The 12,799-nt window shown below is 69.2% G+C and carries 13 protein-coding genes; 5 read left to right on the forward strand and 8 right to left on the reverse strand.

All coding sequences use genetic code 11. The features are described from left to right. Positions 1 to 118 precede the first annotated feature (118 nt). From AC1C2R_RS05255 to AC1C2R_RS05270, 4 genes are all read right to left on the reverse strand, one after another. Positions 119 to 763, reverse strand: coding sequence for a hypothetical protein (locus tag AC1C2R_RS05255; protein ID WP_495379222.1), 645 nt, complete (start codon positions 761 to 763; stop codon positions 119 to 121). Between the two features lie 116 nt (positions 764 to 879). Beyond that, positions 880 to 1,590 (reverse strand): winged helix-turn-helix transcriptional regulator, encoded by a 711-nt coding sequence (locus tag AC1C2R_RS05260; protein WP_495379223.1) that lies wholly within the window; start codon positions 1,588 to 1,590, stop codon positions 880 to 882. 13 nt (positions 1,591 to 1,603) lie between these two features. Then, entirely contained in the window at positions 1,604 to 2,065 is a 462-nt protein-coding gene (locus AC1C2R_RS05265; RefSeq protein ID WP_495351467.1) for a VOC family protein, read from the reverse strand. 197 nt (positions 2,066 to 2,262) lie between these two features. Continuing rightward, a complete protein-coding gene (locus AC1C2R_RS05270) occupies positions 2,263 to 3,885 on the reverse strand; it encodes a PucR family transcriptional regulator (RefSeq protein WP_495379224.1) in 1,623 nt (540 codons plus the stop codon). 205 nt (positions 3,886 to 4,090) lie between these two features. On the opposite strand from AC1C2R_RS05270, the gene AC1C2R_RS05275 reads away from it, so the two are divergent. The 3 genes from AC1C2R_RS05275 to AC1C2R_RS05285 all read left to right on the forward strand — a co-directional run bounded on the left by AC1C2R_RS05275 (position 4,091) and on the right by AC1C2R_RS05285 (position 8,518). Next, positions 4,091 to 5,578 carry a CoA-acylating methylmalonate-semialdehyde dehydrogenase gene (locus AC1C2R_RS05275; RefSeq protein ID WP_495379225.1) on the forward strand — a complete coding sequence of 496 codons (1,488 nt, stop codon included), beginning with the start codon at positions 4,091 to 4,093 and terminating at the stop codon, positions 5,576 to 5,578. A 179-nt stretch (positions 5,579 to 5,757) separates the two neighbouring features. Beyond that, positions 5,758 to 6,963 carry an aminotransferase class I/II-fold pyridoxal phosphate-dependent enzyme gene (locus tag AC1C2R_RS05280; protein ID WP_495379226.1) on the forward strand — a complete coding sequence of 402 codons (1,206 nt, stop codon included), beginning with the start codon at positions 5,758 to 5,760 and terminating at the stop codon, positions 6,961 to 6,963. A 70-nt stretch (positions 6,964 to 7,033) separates the two neighbouring features. Next, positions 7,034 to 8,518 carry a flavin monoamine oxidase family protein gene (locus tag AC1C2R_RS05285; RefSeq protein WP_495379227.1) on the forward strand — a complete coding sequence of 495 codons (1,485 nt, stop codon included), beginning with the start codon at positions 7,034 to 7,036 and terminating at the stop codon, positions 8,516 to 8,518. Here AC1C2R_RS05285 and AC1C2R_RS05290 read toward each other — a convergent pair. From AC1C2R_RS05290 to AC1C2R_RS05305, 4 genes are read right to left on the reverse strand one after another with little or no spacing between them, the layout of a single operon-like run. Next, positions 8,415 to 9,179 carry a Pr6Pr family membrane protein gene (locus AC1C2R_RS05290; RefSeq protein WP_495379228.1) on the reverse strand — a complete coding sequence of 255 codons (765 nt, stop codon included), beginning with the start codon at positions 9,177 to 9,179 and terminating at the stop codon, positions 8,415 to 8,417. The two genes, AC1C2R_RS05285 and AC1C2R_RS05290, sit on opposite strands and share 104 nt — an antisense overlap. Before the next feature lie 36 nt (positions 9,180 to 9,215). Further along, positions 9,216 to 10,064, reverse strand: coding sequence for an amino acid ABC transporter ATP-binding protein (locus AC1C2R_RS05295; RefSeq protein ID WP_495379229.1), 849 nt, complete (start codon positions 10,062 to 10,064; stop codon positions 9,216 to 9,218). Then, on the reverse strand, positions 10,051 to 10,713 hold the full coding sequence (locus AC1C2R_RS05300; RefSeq protein WP_495379230.1) for an amino acid ABC transporter permease: 663 nt from the start codon (positions 10,711 to 10,713) through the stop codon (positions 10,051 to 10,053). Before AC1C2R_RS05300 ends, AC1C2R_RS05295 begins: the two co-directional genes overlap by 14 nt. 38 nt (positions 10,714 to 10,751) lie before the next feature. Continuing rightward, positions 10,752 to 11,570 carry an amino acid ABC transporter substrate-binding protein gene (locus tag AC1C2R_RS05305; RefSeq protein ID WP_495351475.1) on the reverse strand — a complete coding sequence of 273 codons (819 nt, stop codon included), beginning with the start codon at positions 11,568 to 11,570 and terminating at the stop codon, positions 10,752 to 10,754. A 299-nt stretch (positions 11,571 to 11,869) separates the two neighbouring features. Here AC1C2R_RS05305 and AC1C2R_RS05310 point away from each other — a divergent pair, with 299 nt between their 5' ends. Together AC1C2R_RS05310 and AC1C2R_RS05315 are read left to right on the forward strand one after the other, a co-directional pair. After that, positions 11,870 to 12,196, forward strand: a complete 327-nt coding sequence (locus tag AC1C2R_RS05310; protein ID WP_495351476.1) for a hypothetical protein — start codon at positions 11,870 to 11,872, stop codon at positions 12,194 to 12,196. A 133-nt stretch (positions 12,197 to 12,329) separates the two neighbouring features. Continuing rightward, positions 12,330 to 12,794, forward strand: a complete 465-nt coding sequence (locus AC1C2R_RS05315; protein ID WP_495379231.1) for a DUF6069 family protein — start codon at positions 12,330 to 12,332, stop codon at positions 12,792 to 12,794. The last annotated feature ends 5 nt before the right edge of the window (positions 12,795 to 12,799 follow it).

Genomic DNA, 12,799 nt, shown 5'->3' on the forward strand with positions numbered 1-12,799 from the left:
TCGTAGTCGAGCAGCACGAACCCGCGCCGACCGAGCAGGTCGTCGACGGCGACCCCGCAACCTGATACCTGGCGCTCGACGAGTCGGCTGCGGGCGAGATCGGCGTCTGGGAAGCGGGTCAGCCGCAGAACTCCTTGGGCACTCCTGCGACATCTCGCACGCCGATGAGAACGACGACGCCGTCTTCGACGACGAAGTCGAGGTACCCGTTCGCATCATCGCCCACCGCGTAGCCGAACGAGTCCGCGCCTGTCTGGTTCACCGGCTCGAGATCGGGGTAGGCGGTGGTGAGCTCGTCCATAGTCGACCCGAGCACGATGCCGGCCTCCGTCGACGGAGACGCCGGGATGACGCCCGCTTCATCAGCCCGTCCGTTGACCCACACCGATGTGATCTCCTCGCCGCCCTCCGGGTGGGTCAGGAGCATGGAGGCCGCACCCTCGGTGGTGAGCCCCGCCACCCATGCACACCACTCCGACACCTCGAACGACGGCAAGCCGGCGATGACCTCTTTGTACGGGGCGCCACGTTCGATCGGACCGATGCCCGTCGTGGTGATGACCCACGTGGTCACGTCGGCGGGATCGACCGCGGCCGGCGTGGTCTCGGACGGCGTGGGTGTGGGTGACACCGAGGACGCGGCCGTCGTTGGCTCGCTCGCGACCGCCTCGCCGGGCGACGCGCACCCCGCGAGACCGAGCACGGCGAGAGCTGCCGCGCCGAAGACCACGGCCATCGAGGCGAGTGGACGGGTCCGTGACATGGGTTCTCCTTCAGTCGAGCTCTTGCGGGGGAACCGCCTGGTCTCAGCGTATTGGCCGGTTCACCGCTTCGACAGGAGTCCGGATATCACTTCCATAACTCCCGTGGCATCCGGCTTCAGGCCACCGCCGCGTCGATCGAGGAGGGAGTCGGCCCAGCGGGATCGATGCGGAACGTCGCGGTGAACCGATCGAGGAGCTCGGTGTCGCCCGCGAACCCGCTGAGTGCGGCAGACCCACCGGCGAGCAGCGTGCGCAGTCGCCCCGGTTCGAGCTCCAGTTCGAGCATGGCAGACGGCACCGGCTCGAGCGCTGAGCGTCGCGGTTGCGGAAGAGCGCCGGCTCCGACCGGCGCGGTGTCGAACGTGCCGCCCGCGACGACCGCCGAGAGCGAGACGTCGCCGACGTGCAGCACGTACTCGGTTGGCGGCAGCGTCGCCGCGGCATCCGGCCGGAATGCCGCACGCAGCAAGACCGCGAGTGCATCAGCGCTGACGATCTCGCCCTCGGCGGGGTCGCCGAGCGCCGACCAGCCCCAGCGTTCGAGGGCGATGACGACGGGCTCGAGCGCGCGCCCGTGAGCGGTGAGCTCGTACCCACCGCGCACTGTCGGCACCCGCCGCACGACGCCCGACTCCTGCAGCTCTTTGAGCCGATCGCTCAGGATGTTGGTCGGGATGCGGGGCAGCCCGGCCTTCAGGTCGCCGTAACGGCGTGGGCCGACGAGCAGGTCGCGGACGATGAGCAGTGCCCACCGATCCCCGACCCGCTCGAGCGCCCGTGCTGCGCCGCTGTACTGGCCGAAGCCGCGTGCGGCGCGTGTCGCCATGGAACTCGCCCGGTCAGGCCGACGCCGAAGGCGCCGAAGCTCCCTGCTCGGCCAAGTACGCCTCGGGGCCCTTGTCTGCAGCCGCAGGGTCCATGTAGAGGAACTCGAGGATGTTTCCGTCGGGGTCTTCGAGGTCGCGCGAGTACATGAAGCCGTAGTCCTGCGCCTCACGCGGCTCGTTGCCGCCGGCGGCGAGACCCTTGCCGAGCACTGCGTCGACGTCATCGCGCGACTCGCGACCGAGCGCGATGAGCGCCTGGGCATGCGTCTTCGGGTCGATGATCTGCTTGTCGGTGAAGGTGCCGAGGTACTCACGGGTGAGCACCATGAAGTAGATGTTCTCGCCGAGCACGACGCACGCCGCGTTCTCGTCGGTGAACATGGGGTTGATGCTGAACCCGAGCGCCTCGTAGAACGCCTTCGAGCGCTCGAGGTCGGTGGTGGGCAGGTTCACGAAGATGTTCGTTGCGGTCATGATCTCCTCCGGGGGATCGTCATTGGTCTGCGGGATGTTGCAAACTCAGCTTGCTCTTTGCAAGTGAACTTGTCAATAGCAAGTAAATGTCTGTTGGTCGAGCGGGCGTGGCACGGCCAGATCGAGCCCCCCGCCCCTTCGACAGGCTCAGGGAGCGAGGTCTCGATACTCTCCTCCGTCGCGACTCGACGAACGATTCAGGGCACGACGCTCCGCCGCACGAGCAGCGCGAGATGCAGCGCCGTCAGGGTCTCGCCGTCGTCGAGGTCGACCCCGAGCAGATCGCCGATGAGCGCGAGCCGCTGATAGAAGACCGAACGCGACAGGTGCGAAGCGGATGCCGCGGCCGTACGGTTGCCCGGATTCGCGAGCAACGCGCCGAGCACGTCGAGCAGGTCGCCGTTGCGGGCGAGGTCGTAGTCGATGAGCGGCTCGAGCATGCGCTCCCCGTGTTCGAGTAGCCGGCGGTCGTCGCGAAGCCCCGTCACGAGCCGCATGAGCGGACGATCGTCAGAGCGGCGCAGCACCGGGCCGCGCACCGAGCGTGGTGCCGGGCTGCGGGCCAAGTCGATCGCCTCCTGCACCGAGCCCAGCAGCGCGTCGAGTCCGTTCGCCTCGGAGCCGATCGACACCACCAGCCGCTCGAGGTCCGCCGGGGCGCCGGGCACCAGTGCCGTGGCGAATGCCCGCGCCGCGGCATCGTCGAGCAGTCGGGAGGCCGGCAGCGAGAGCAGCACGATCGCCGAGGGGGCGGCGAAGAATCCGTCGCGAGCGCCCCCGACCAGCGCCCGCCCGCCGAGTTCGCGAGCCGCGGCATCCGCCACCACCGCAGTGACCACCGCGCCCGTCACCACGACGCCGAAGAGCCGCGCACCCTCGAGCTGGAGGCCGGCCGCTTCGATGCGGGTCGTCGCGGCGGCAAGCCCCGCGAACCTGCCGTCGAGAAGTCCGTCGACGAGACGACGGTGTCCGATGCGCACCCACGCGTCGGTGGCACCGTCTGCGAGTCGGCCGAGCGCGAGCGCGATCGCGCCTTGCTCGAGCACGCTCGTGCGCCCTGCCGGATGCGCCGGGCCGGGGAGCGCGATGAGATGACCCCAGCGGATGCCGCGCGCCTCGACCGGCACGATGAGCCACTCGCCGGCCGCGGGGACGCCGTGCGCGCGCTGCTGCTCGGAATCCCGATGCGCCTGCCTCGAGCGCGCCTCCCACCGAGAGAAGAGCTCCTCCTCCGCCGCGAGGGGCACGTCGGCGGCCACGACCTCGTGGGCGAGATTCTCGAGCACGACGGCGGCGCCGAGCGTCTGGGCGAGCTGCTGCACGATGAAGTCGGCCGGCGAGCCGCGCAGGGCGAGTGCGGTGAACCGCTCGCGCACCTCGTCGCGGGCTCGCAGCGCCGCCGTCTGCGCCGAGATGATGCGGCCGTGCACCGCCTCGGTGAGGGCGACGAACTTCACCTCGCTGTGGAGCGCCACGAGGGCGAGCCCGCGCTCGCGCGCCACCGTTTCGACGGCGGTCGGCACGGAGCGGTGGTGCACGCCTAGCTCGAGCACGAGGCCCGCGAGCCCCGCCTCGACGAGACCGCCGATGAACGCGGCGAGCTCGTCGGGCTCGGTCGGCCATCCAGAGCCGGTCGACAGCAGCAACTCACCGCCGTCGAGCAGCCTGGCGACGCCGGCGCTGTCCGAGACGTGCGCCCAGCGCACGTGCGCGTCGAGCGCATCACCGCCGGAGCGCACTTCGGGCAGGCCGTCGGCGACCGCGGGGATCGTCAGGATCTCGCGCACCGTCGGGAGGCCGTCATCCGCCATCTCGAACATCGGACGATTCGTCTGAATCGCCTCATCTTCGCGACGGTCTGCCACCGGAATGACCTCTCCTGCTCTGACATGCTGGGAAGCACCAGCCTAGACCGCCCATCTGTTTCCTGAGCTTGCCGAAGGGACCACAGGTCCAGCTCCCTTCGACAAGCTCAGGGCACCAACTCGGTCAATCTGTCCGGCACGCTTCCAGAGGAGTACCAGCATGGCCCGAGTTCAGCACTTCATCGCCGGCCGCGACACCGCGCTCGCCGGGCGCACAGGCCCGGTCTTCAACCCGGCGACCGGTGCGCAGCAGCACGACGTCGCCTTCGCCTCCGTCGCCGAGGTCGAGCAGGCCATCGCCGCAGCCGAGGCCGCGCTGCCCGGATGGCGCGCGACCGGCCTGATCAAGCGTGCCGACGTCTTCTTCCGCCTTCGCCAGCTGCTCGTCGAGCGCACGCCCGAGCTCGCGGCCATCGTCACGAGCGAGCACGGCAAGGTGCTCTCCGACGCCGCCGGCGAGATCTCGCGCGGCATCGAGAATGTCGAGTTCGCCGCGGGCCTCGTGCACCTGCTGAAGGGCGAGCACTCCGAGCAGGTTGCGCGCGGCGTCGACGTGCACTCGACGAAGCAGCCCGTCGGGGTCGTCGGCGCGATCACGCCGTTCAACTTCCCCGTCATGGTGCCGCTCTGGATGATCGCCTCGGCGATCGCGTGCGGCAACACCGTCGTTTTGAAGCCGTCGGAGAAGGATCCGACCGCCTCGGTGTTCCTCGCGAAGCTCTTCCAAGAGGCCGGGCTGCCCGACGGTGTCCTGAACGTCGTGCACGGCGACAAGGTCACGGTCGACGCGATCCTCGACTCCCCCGTCGTGCGCGCGATCTCGTTCGTCGGCTCGACGCCGATCGCGAAGTCGATCTACGAGCGCGCCTCGGCGAACGGCAAGCGGGTGCAGGCGCTCGGCGGCGCAAAAAACCACATGGTCGTCATGCCGGATGCCGACCTCGAGGGCGCAGCGGATGCCGCGGTGTCGGCCGCCTACGGCTCCGCCGGCGAGCGTTGCATGGCCGTCTCGGTGCTCGTCGCCGTCGGTGACGAGGTCGCCGACCAGCTCGTCGCGAAGATCTCCGAGCGGCTGTCGAAGCTCACGATCGGCGACGGCACCGACTCCGCGAGCGAGATGGGTCCGCTGATCACCCGCGAGCACCGCGACAAGGTCGCCTCCTACGTGACCGGCGCCGCCGCCGAAGGCGCGACCGTCGTCGTCGACGGCACCGCCGCCGAGTTCGAGGGCGACGGATTCTTCGTCGGCACTTCGCTCCTCGACCACGTCGAACCCGGTATGAAGGTCTACGAAGACGAGATCTTCGGCCCCGTGCTCTCGGTCGTGCGTGTCGAGAACTACGACGAGGCCGTCGCGCTGATCAACGCCAATCGCTATGCGAACGGCGTCGCCGTCTACACCCGCGACGGCGGCACCGCGCGACGGTTCGAGATCGACATCGAGGTCGGCATGGTCGGCGTGAACGTGCCGATCCCGGTGCCGATCGGCGCCTACTCGTTCGGCGGGTGGAAGGACTCGCTCTTCGGCGACTCGCACATCTACGGCCCCGAGTCGGTGCACTTCTACACCCGCACGAAGGTCGTGACGAGCCGCTGGCCCGAGCCGAGCGAGTCGCAGATCAACCTCGGCTTCCCCTCGAACCACTGACCCGGCAACGCTCGTCGTGTAGGCCGCCCGCGGACGGTCTCGATACGCTCGCTGGCGCTCGCTACTCGACCAGCGATACGGGACATCCCTGAGGGCGCACGCCTCGCTGCGGAGTACCATGGCGGCATTCACGGGAACTCCGTGTCGGCGGAGCCTCCCAGATCCCGAGGGAAGCGCTCATGGATGACCGACTCACTTCCGATCGCGTCGCGAACGTGCAGGCCGCAACGCCGTTCCAGTTGCTCTACGAGTTCTACCGGCTCTCGGGCTACGAGCGACGACGACACGAACCCGGCGTGCTCGACTTCACGTTCGGCGACCCGCACGAACCGGCGTCGACGACCTACGTCGAGATCCTGCGCGACGCGCTGATCCCGCAGCACGAATTGTGGTTCGCCTACAACTTCGGCGATGCGACGGCGATCGCGGCCGCGACCGAATCCCTGCGACGTCACGTCGGCATCCCGTTCGAGACCGACGACGTGCACCTCACGACGGGCGGGTTCGCGGCGATCTCGACAGCGCTGAAGCTCGTCGGCGATGCGGGCGACGAGGTCGTCTACAGCCTGCCGCCGTGGTTCCTCTACGAGGGGCTCATCCGCGAGGCCGGCCTCGCACCCGTGAAGGTGTCGATCGACCGCGAGACCTTCGACCTCGATCTCGACGCGATCGCGGCCGCCATCACCCCGCGTACGCGCATCGTGATCGTCAACAGCCCCAACAACCCGACCGGCCGCATCTATCCGGTCGAGACGCTCGAACGTCTCGCCGCTCTGCTCGACGAGGCCTCGGAGCGCAACGGCCGGCGCATCTTCCTCATCTCCGATGAGGCGTACAACCGCATCGTGTACGACGGCGCACGCTTCCGCAGCCCGGTCGAGTTCTACCCATGGAGCTTCCTCGCCTACAGCTACGGCAAGACGCTGCTCTCGCCGGGCGAGCGCATCGGCTACCTCGCCGTATCGCCCACGATGCCGGGCCGCGAGCCACTCCGCGACGCGATCGAGGCGATCCAGATCACCGGCGGATGGCTCTTCCCCAACGCCTCGATGCAGTACGCGCTCCCCCGCCTCGAGACGCTGGAGTTCGACATCCCGGGCTTCCAGCGCAAGCGCGACGTCATGGTGGCGGCGCTGCGGGACATCGGATACGACGTCACCGTCCCGGAGGGCACCTTCTACCTGTTCCCGAAGTCCCCGATCGCCGACGATGCCGCATTCACCGCCTCGCTCGACCGAGAAGACGTGCTCGTGCTGCCGGGGCGGATGTTCGAGACACCCGGGTTCTTCCGCATCTGCCTGACCGCCACGATGGAGACGATCGAAGTGAGCCTGCCACGTTTCGCGGCCGCGTTCCATGCGAGCGGCTCGTCGGCCGCGCAGTGAGCGGGATGCCCGATTCCGAGTAACCGGCCGCACCGGGTGGGCCCGCCGGTCGGTCGGCTAGCCTGATTCCATGGAATCACGGGGAGCGCCGGGCGGCATGGCCCGGCGAACCTTCCTCGCCGCCTCGCTTTCGGGACTTGCGACACTCGCGCTCGCGAGCTGCACCTGGCCCGAGCCCGACCCGAGCCCGATGCCCACGACGACGCCACCGACTCCTCCGCCACCACCGACGAACGGCGTTCCGCTGCCCACGGCGATGCTGCGCTCCCGTTGGGGAGCCGATCCGTTCGCCCGTGGCGCGTTCAGTTTCGATGCTGTCGGGAGCACGCCCGAATTGCGGCGAGCGCTCGGCGAGCCGGTCGCCGATCGACTCGTCATCGCCGGCGAGGCGACCGACCCCGACGCGCCGGGCACCCTCGCGGGCGCGCGGGCGTCGGGCAACCGAGCCGCTGCCGACGTCGCACGACTCGGCGAAGCCGGCGAGCGCGTCGCCGTGATCGGCGCCGGCATCGCGGGGCTCACTGCGGCCCGTGAACTCGTCGACGCCGGGTTCGAGGTCGTCGTCATCGAGGCGCGCGACCGGCTGGGCGGACGCGCCCACTCCGTGGACGCCGCGGGGTTCGACGCACCGGTCGAACTCGGCAGCGTGTTCGCGGGCGACGACGACGGCCTGCTCGACGCACTGCACGAGGCATCCGTCGACACCCGACCGTTCGTGCCGACCGTGGCGGCCGCCACTCCCGCGGGCGTTCGCGTGCCGATCCCCGCGACCGGAGCCGACGCGATCGCCACTGCGCAGCAGTGGGCGAGCAGCCAGCTGCACGATGTCTCCCTCGCGACCGCTCTCGCGGGTTCGGGCGCAGCGCCGCTGTCGGCGGAACCGGGCGCCGACGGCGTGAGCCCGGCCGACTGGCTCGCGCATTCGATCAACAGCGGTGTCAAGCCGTCGACGGGCGCTGCCGCCGCAGTCGTCTCGGCCGGCCAGTACGACCCGCGGCGCCTCGAGCAACTCGGCAATCTCATCACCGGGCGTCTCTCCGACTACGTCGACGAGCTCGCGGCACCGCTCGACATCGCCGTCTCGAGCGTGGTCACCCGCATCGCGTACAACGACCGGCGGGTGAGCCTGCGCCTCGACTCCGGAGAGTCGCTCAACGTCGATCGGGCGATCGTCACGGTGCCGCTGGGCGTGCTGAAGACCGACACCGTGCGGTTCAGCCCGGCGCTGCCGCTCATGCATCAGCGCGCGATCTCCCTGCTCGGCATGGGCGTCGTCGACACGGTCTGGTTGCGCTTCGAGCAGGCATTCTGGCGAGCGGATGCCGCGGACCAGCCTGACGATGCCGAAGCGGAGCCCGCCGCCGATGTGCTCACGATCGTCGGCGAGTCGCCCGGGGTGGCCGCATGGATCGACGTCGGACTCGACTCCGGCGAACCCGTGCTCCTCGGTGTCATCGCCGCAGAGCAGGCGACTCGGCTCGAGGCACTCGACGATTCGGCGTTCCAGACCGAGGTGCTCGACGACCTCGTGCCCTACGCCACAGCCACCGGTTGACGGCCACGAGCGCGGCCGTCAGGGCGACGAAGATCACGACGATGAGCACGCAGTAGAGCGCGACTCCCACAGGCCCGTCGACCTGAGCTTCGTCGAGGAAGAAGTACGGATACCAGCCGATGTCGGCTCCGCGGAACAGCGTGTACACGAGCCAGATCGTCGGAAAGATGAGCACCCAGCCCGCCGTCGCCCACGGCACCCGCGGGTTCACCGCGAGCACGCTGTCGGTCGTCCACGCGATGACGGCGAGCGCGGGTACGACGAAGTGCAGCACCGTGTCGGACCACGGCACCTCCATGCGGTAGTCGCGCGTCGACGCCTGCGCGACGATGATCGCGAAGACGATGCCCGAGACGAGCACGTACACGGTCACCATGGTGCGGAGCACGCCGAGCCACGCCGGGTCGCGCGGGGCCGATAGGGCGAACACGCCGGCGACGCCGAGGGTCACGACCGCAGCGAAGGCCGATTGCACCGTGAAGTAGCTGAAGAAGTTCGCCGTCGCGAAGAAACGGAAGCCGAGGACGTACTGGAAGTTGCCGACGAGCGCCGTGATCTCGAGCGCGGCGATCGCCAGTCGGAAGACGCCGAGCGCCCGCCGTGCCCGCCGTGCCCGTGCCCGTGCCCCGTTGTCGGCGCTGATACGGGGCGAGCGGGGCATGCTCCAACGCTAGCCGCCCCCGGCCTGCCGCCCCCGTCAGTCGAGCGGCCGCAGGATCCGGTCGAGGAACCTACGTGTGCGCTCTTGCGTCGGGTCGGTGAAGATCCGCTCGGGCGCGCCGCGCTCGACCACGACCCCGCCGTCCATGAACAGCACTTCGTCGGCGGCCTGCCGGGCGAAACTCAGCTCGTGGGTGACGACGACCATCGTCCAGCCCTCATCGGCGAGTTCCTTGATGACCTGCAGCACCTCGCCGACGAGTTCGGGGTCGAGGGCGCTCGTCGGCTCGTCGAAGAGCAGCAACTGCGGCTTGAGCGCGAGGGCGCGCACGATGCCGACCCGCTGCTGCTGCCCGCCCGAGAGCTCGAACGGGTAGGCGTCGCGCTTCTCGCCGAGCCCCACGCGGTCGAGCAGAGCGGATGCCGCGGCGATCGCCTTCGCCTTCGGCACTCGTTGCACGCGCACCGGTCCCTCGATGACGTTCTCGATGACGGTCATGTGCGGGAAGAGGTTGTGATGCTGGAAGACCATCGCCGAGCGATCGCGCAGCGCGAAGCGCTGGGCCTTCGAGATCGGCTTCGCGAAATCGAGCACCGGGCCGTCGGCGAAGTCGATCGTGCCGGCGTCGGGCGTCTCCAACCCGTTCAACGCGCGGAGCACGGTGGTCTTGCCCGAACCGCTCGGACCGATGAGCACGACGACCTCGCCGCGCCGCACCTCGAGGTCGATCGAGCGCAGCACCTCGTTGTCACCGAACGACTTGCGGATGCCCCGTGCCGAGAGCAGCACCGAGTCGTCGGGGGTCTCGAGCGGGGCGAGCGGGTCGCCGCCCGAGGCATCCGGCCCATCGCCGGGGTCGCTGTTCGACACATCACGTCGCGACATAGCGGTCCAACCTCTTCTCGAGCATTCCCTGCCCGCCGGCGAGCACGATGCAGATGAGCCAGTAGATGAGCGCCGCCTCGAGGTAGAGCAGCATGAACTCCTGGCTGAAGGCCGCGATCTCCTGCGACACCCGGAACAGCTCGGTCACGAGGATGAGCGAGGCGAGCGACGTGTCTTTCACGAGCGAGATGAAGGTGTTCGAGAGCGGCGGCACCGACACCCTGGCCGCCTGCGGCAGGATGAGCCGGCGAAGTGTCATGCCGTTCGACATCCCGATCGTGTAACCGGCCTCCCATTGCCCCTTCGGCACCGAGAGGATCGCGGCGCGGATCACCTCGGCACCGTACCCGCCGACGTTGAGCGAGAAGGCGATGATCGCACTCGGCCACGGGTCGATGACGAGCCCGAGCGACGGCAGCCCGTAGAAGATCACGAAGAGCTGCACGAGCAGTGGCGTGCCCCGGATCACCGAGATGTAGAACCGGGCGATGCCCGAAACCACCCGGCTCTTCGAGAGCCGCATGAGCGCCACCCCGAGTGCGAGCACGAGACCGATCGCGAACGAGGCGAGTGCGAGCGGGATCGTGCCGCTCACGGCGCCCCACACGAGGGGCCAGAAGGAATCGAGGAACAGCTGCCAGCCGCTCATCGCCTCACCGCCTTCGGTCTGGTCGAGAGGCTACGAGGCTACTCCGAGACGTCGGCGCCGAAGTACTTCTCACCGAGTTCGGCGAGCACACCCTCGGCGCGAAGCTCGGCGAGCGCCTCGTCGACCGCGGCGACGAGGTCTTTCTTCTCCTTCGTGAACGCGAGTGCGCTGAGCGACGGGTCGTCGGTCTCGGCGGCGATCTCGATGCCCGAGGCGCCGTTGGTGTTCACGTCGTCGAGGTAGGTGAGCTTGTCGTTGATCGTCGCGTCGACCCGGCCCTGCTTGAGGAGCGCCACGGCCTGCGCCCAGCCCTCGACGGCCTCGACGTTCGCGCCCGACTCCTGGGCGAGCTCGTACCAGTTGCTCGTGAGCGATTGGGCGGTGGTCTTGCCGGCGAGGTCGGCGAAGCTCGAGATCGAGGTGTCGCCCTCCTTGACGACGATGACGCCCGGCGAGACCGTGTACGGCTCGCTGAAGAGGTACTGCTCCTCGCGCTCGGGGTTGATCGACACCTGGTTCGCGATGACGTCGAAGCGGCCCGCATCGAGGCCCGCGAAGATCGCGTCCCACTGGGTCTCCTGGAACTCGACCTCGAGGCCGAGCTTGTCTGCGACCGCCTCGGCGAGCTCGACGTCGTAGCCCACGAGGTCGCCGGAGCCGTCTTCGTGGAAGCTGAACGGACGGTAGGTGCCCTCGGTCGCGACGGTGAGCGTTCCGGCCTTCACGAGTCCGAACTCGTTGTCGGTCGCCGCATCGCTCGATGCCGGCGTGCCGCTCGAGCAGGCGGCGAGGGCGACGACGGCGACGGATGCCGCGGCGAGGCCGAGCAGGGTGCGACCGCGGGGTGCGCGAGACATGTGGAGCTCCGTTCGTGGGGAGTGCTGTGCCCGCGACATGGTGCCGTACGCGGGGGTTGAGTTCGGGTCGAGTCCATCACGGCTTCGCCCGTGAACGAAACGGCGTTACCTCCGGTTTCATTTCCGAAACCGGTCGATTGGCAGCATCAGGTCGCATTCCGCTCGCGGAATACCGTGCCGGGGACGACTCGCGCAAGCCCTCCCGGTCGCCGCGACGCCGTCGATAGGCTGGCCGCGGCGATGGAGTCCTCTCCGTCGTCGCGGTGCATACCCACACCAACCGGAAGGACCCTTCACCCGTGATCACCCTGTCATGGCTCCTCCTCATCGCTCTCGTCGGCGGCGTGCTCGCCCTCATCGACGGCATCAGACGTCTCCGCGGGCGCGGCGGCTCGGTCGTCGGAATCATCGAGACCATCGTCTCCGCCCTGTTCCTGCTGTCGCTGTTCCTCCCCGGAATCCCGTTCGGGTCTCTCGTGCTCGGGATCGCGACGCTCGTGGTGCTCGTGATCGCGCTCATCGCCCGCGGCCGAACGGGCCTGACGCTCACGGTCGCCGCGATCGTGCTCGTCGCGGTCTGGCTCATCCTCGTGAACCGCTGGCTCGTCATCCCCGGCATCAACTGAATGCCCGGCGCGAAGGGGCGGCCCCGCGGCGCCGTCCCTTTGCGTCCATGACGGCGGATGTGACATTCGTCCTCCCGATCTCGGGACGACGGCACCTGCCGGAGGCGCCGGGCGCGTCCGTAGCGTCGAAGGCATGAACAAGACAGTTGCAGGCACGATGAACACGACGACTCCGGATGCCGCGGCGCCGCATCGTCCGACACCGCACCGCAGGGGCATCCGGGCGCTGATGCTCGTGGCCGCGGCCCTGGCGGGACTGGCCGTCTGGGTGGTGAGTGCGCCGCTCCTCGGCATCGACCTCTCCGTCGGAGACGGGCCTGCCGCGCAGACGATCGCTCCGATCCCGATCGTGCTCGCTTCGATGTTCGCGGGCGCCATCGCGTGGGGGCTCCTCGCGCTCTTCGAGCGGCTCTTCCGCCGTGGGCGACTCGCGTGGCGAGTCGTAGGCTGGGTCGTGCTGCTCCTGTCGCTGACCGGGCCGTTCTCGATGGGGGCGGCGGGTGCAACCCTGGTGAGTCTGGTCGCGATGCACCTCGCGGTCGGGGTGACGCTGATTCTCGGGCTCACCACGTGGAGTGATCGTCGTGTCACGAACTGATCGGG

It is taken from the genome of Agromyces sp. Y182 (genome assembly GCF_059445385.1).

Bases quoted from the DNA above. Each gene is read 5' to 3' on its own strand.
- AC1C2R_RS05255 (WP_495379222.1), bottom strand. From the start codon at position 763: ATGTCACGGACCCGTCCACTCGCCTCGATGGCCGTGGTCTTCGGCGCG.
- AC1C2R_RS05260 (WP_495379223.1), bottom strand. From the start codon at position 1,590: ATGGCGACACGCGCCGCACGCGGCTTCGGCCAGTACAGCGGCGCAGCA.
- AC1C2R_RS05265 (WP_495351467.1), bottom strand. From the start codon at position 2,065: ATGACCGCAACGAACATCTTCGTGAACCTGCCCACCACCGACCTCGAG.
- AC1C2R_RS05270 (WP_495379224.1), bottom strand. From the start codon at position 3,885: ATGTTCGAGATGGCGGATGACGGCCTCCCGACGGTGCGCGAGATCCTG.
- AC1C2R_RS05275 (WP_495379225.1), top strand. From the start codon at position 4,091: ATGGCCCGAGTTCAGCACTTCATCGCCGGCCGCGACACCGCGCTCGCC.
- AC1C2R_RS05280 (WP_495379226.1), top strand. From the start codon at position 5,758: ATGGATGACCGACTCACTTCCGATCGCGTCGCGAACGTGCAGGCCGCA.
- AC1C2R_RS05285 (WP_495379227.1), top strand. From the start codon at position 7,034: ATGGAATCACGGGGAGCGCCGGGCGGCATGGCCCGGCGAACCTTCCTC.
- AC1C2R_RS05290 (WP_495379228.1), bottom strand. From the start codon at position 9,179: ATGCCCCGCTCGCCCCGTATCAGCGCCGACAACGGGGCACGGGCACGG.
- AC1C2R_RS05295 (WP_495379229.1), bottom strand. From the start codon at position 10,064: ATGTCGCGACGTGATGTGTCGAACAGCGACCCCGGCGATGGGCCGGAT.
- AC1C2R_RS05300 (WP_495379230.1), bottom strand. From the start codon at position 10,713: ATGAGCGGCTGGCAGCTGTTCCTCGATTCCTTCTGGCCCCTCGTGTGG.
- AC1C2R_RS05305 (WP_495351475.1), bottom strand. From the start codon at position 11,570: ATGTCTCGCGCACCCCGCGGTCGCACCCTGCTCGGCCTCGCCGCGGCA.
- AC1C2R_RS05315 (WP_495379231.1), top strand. From the start codon at position 12,330: ATGAACAAGACAGTTGCAGGCACGATGAACACGACGACTCCGGATGCC.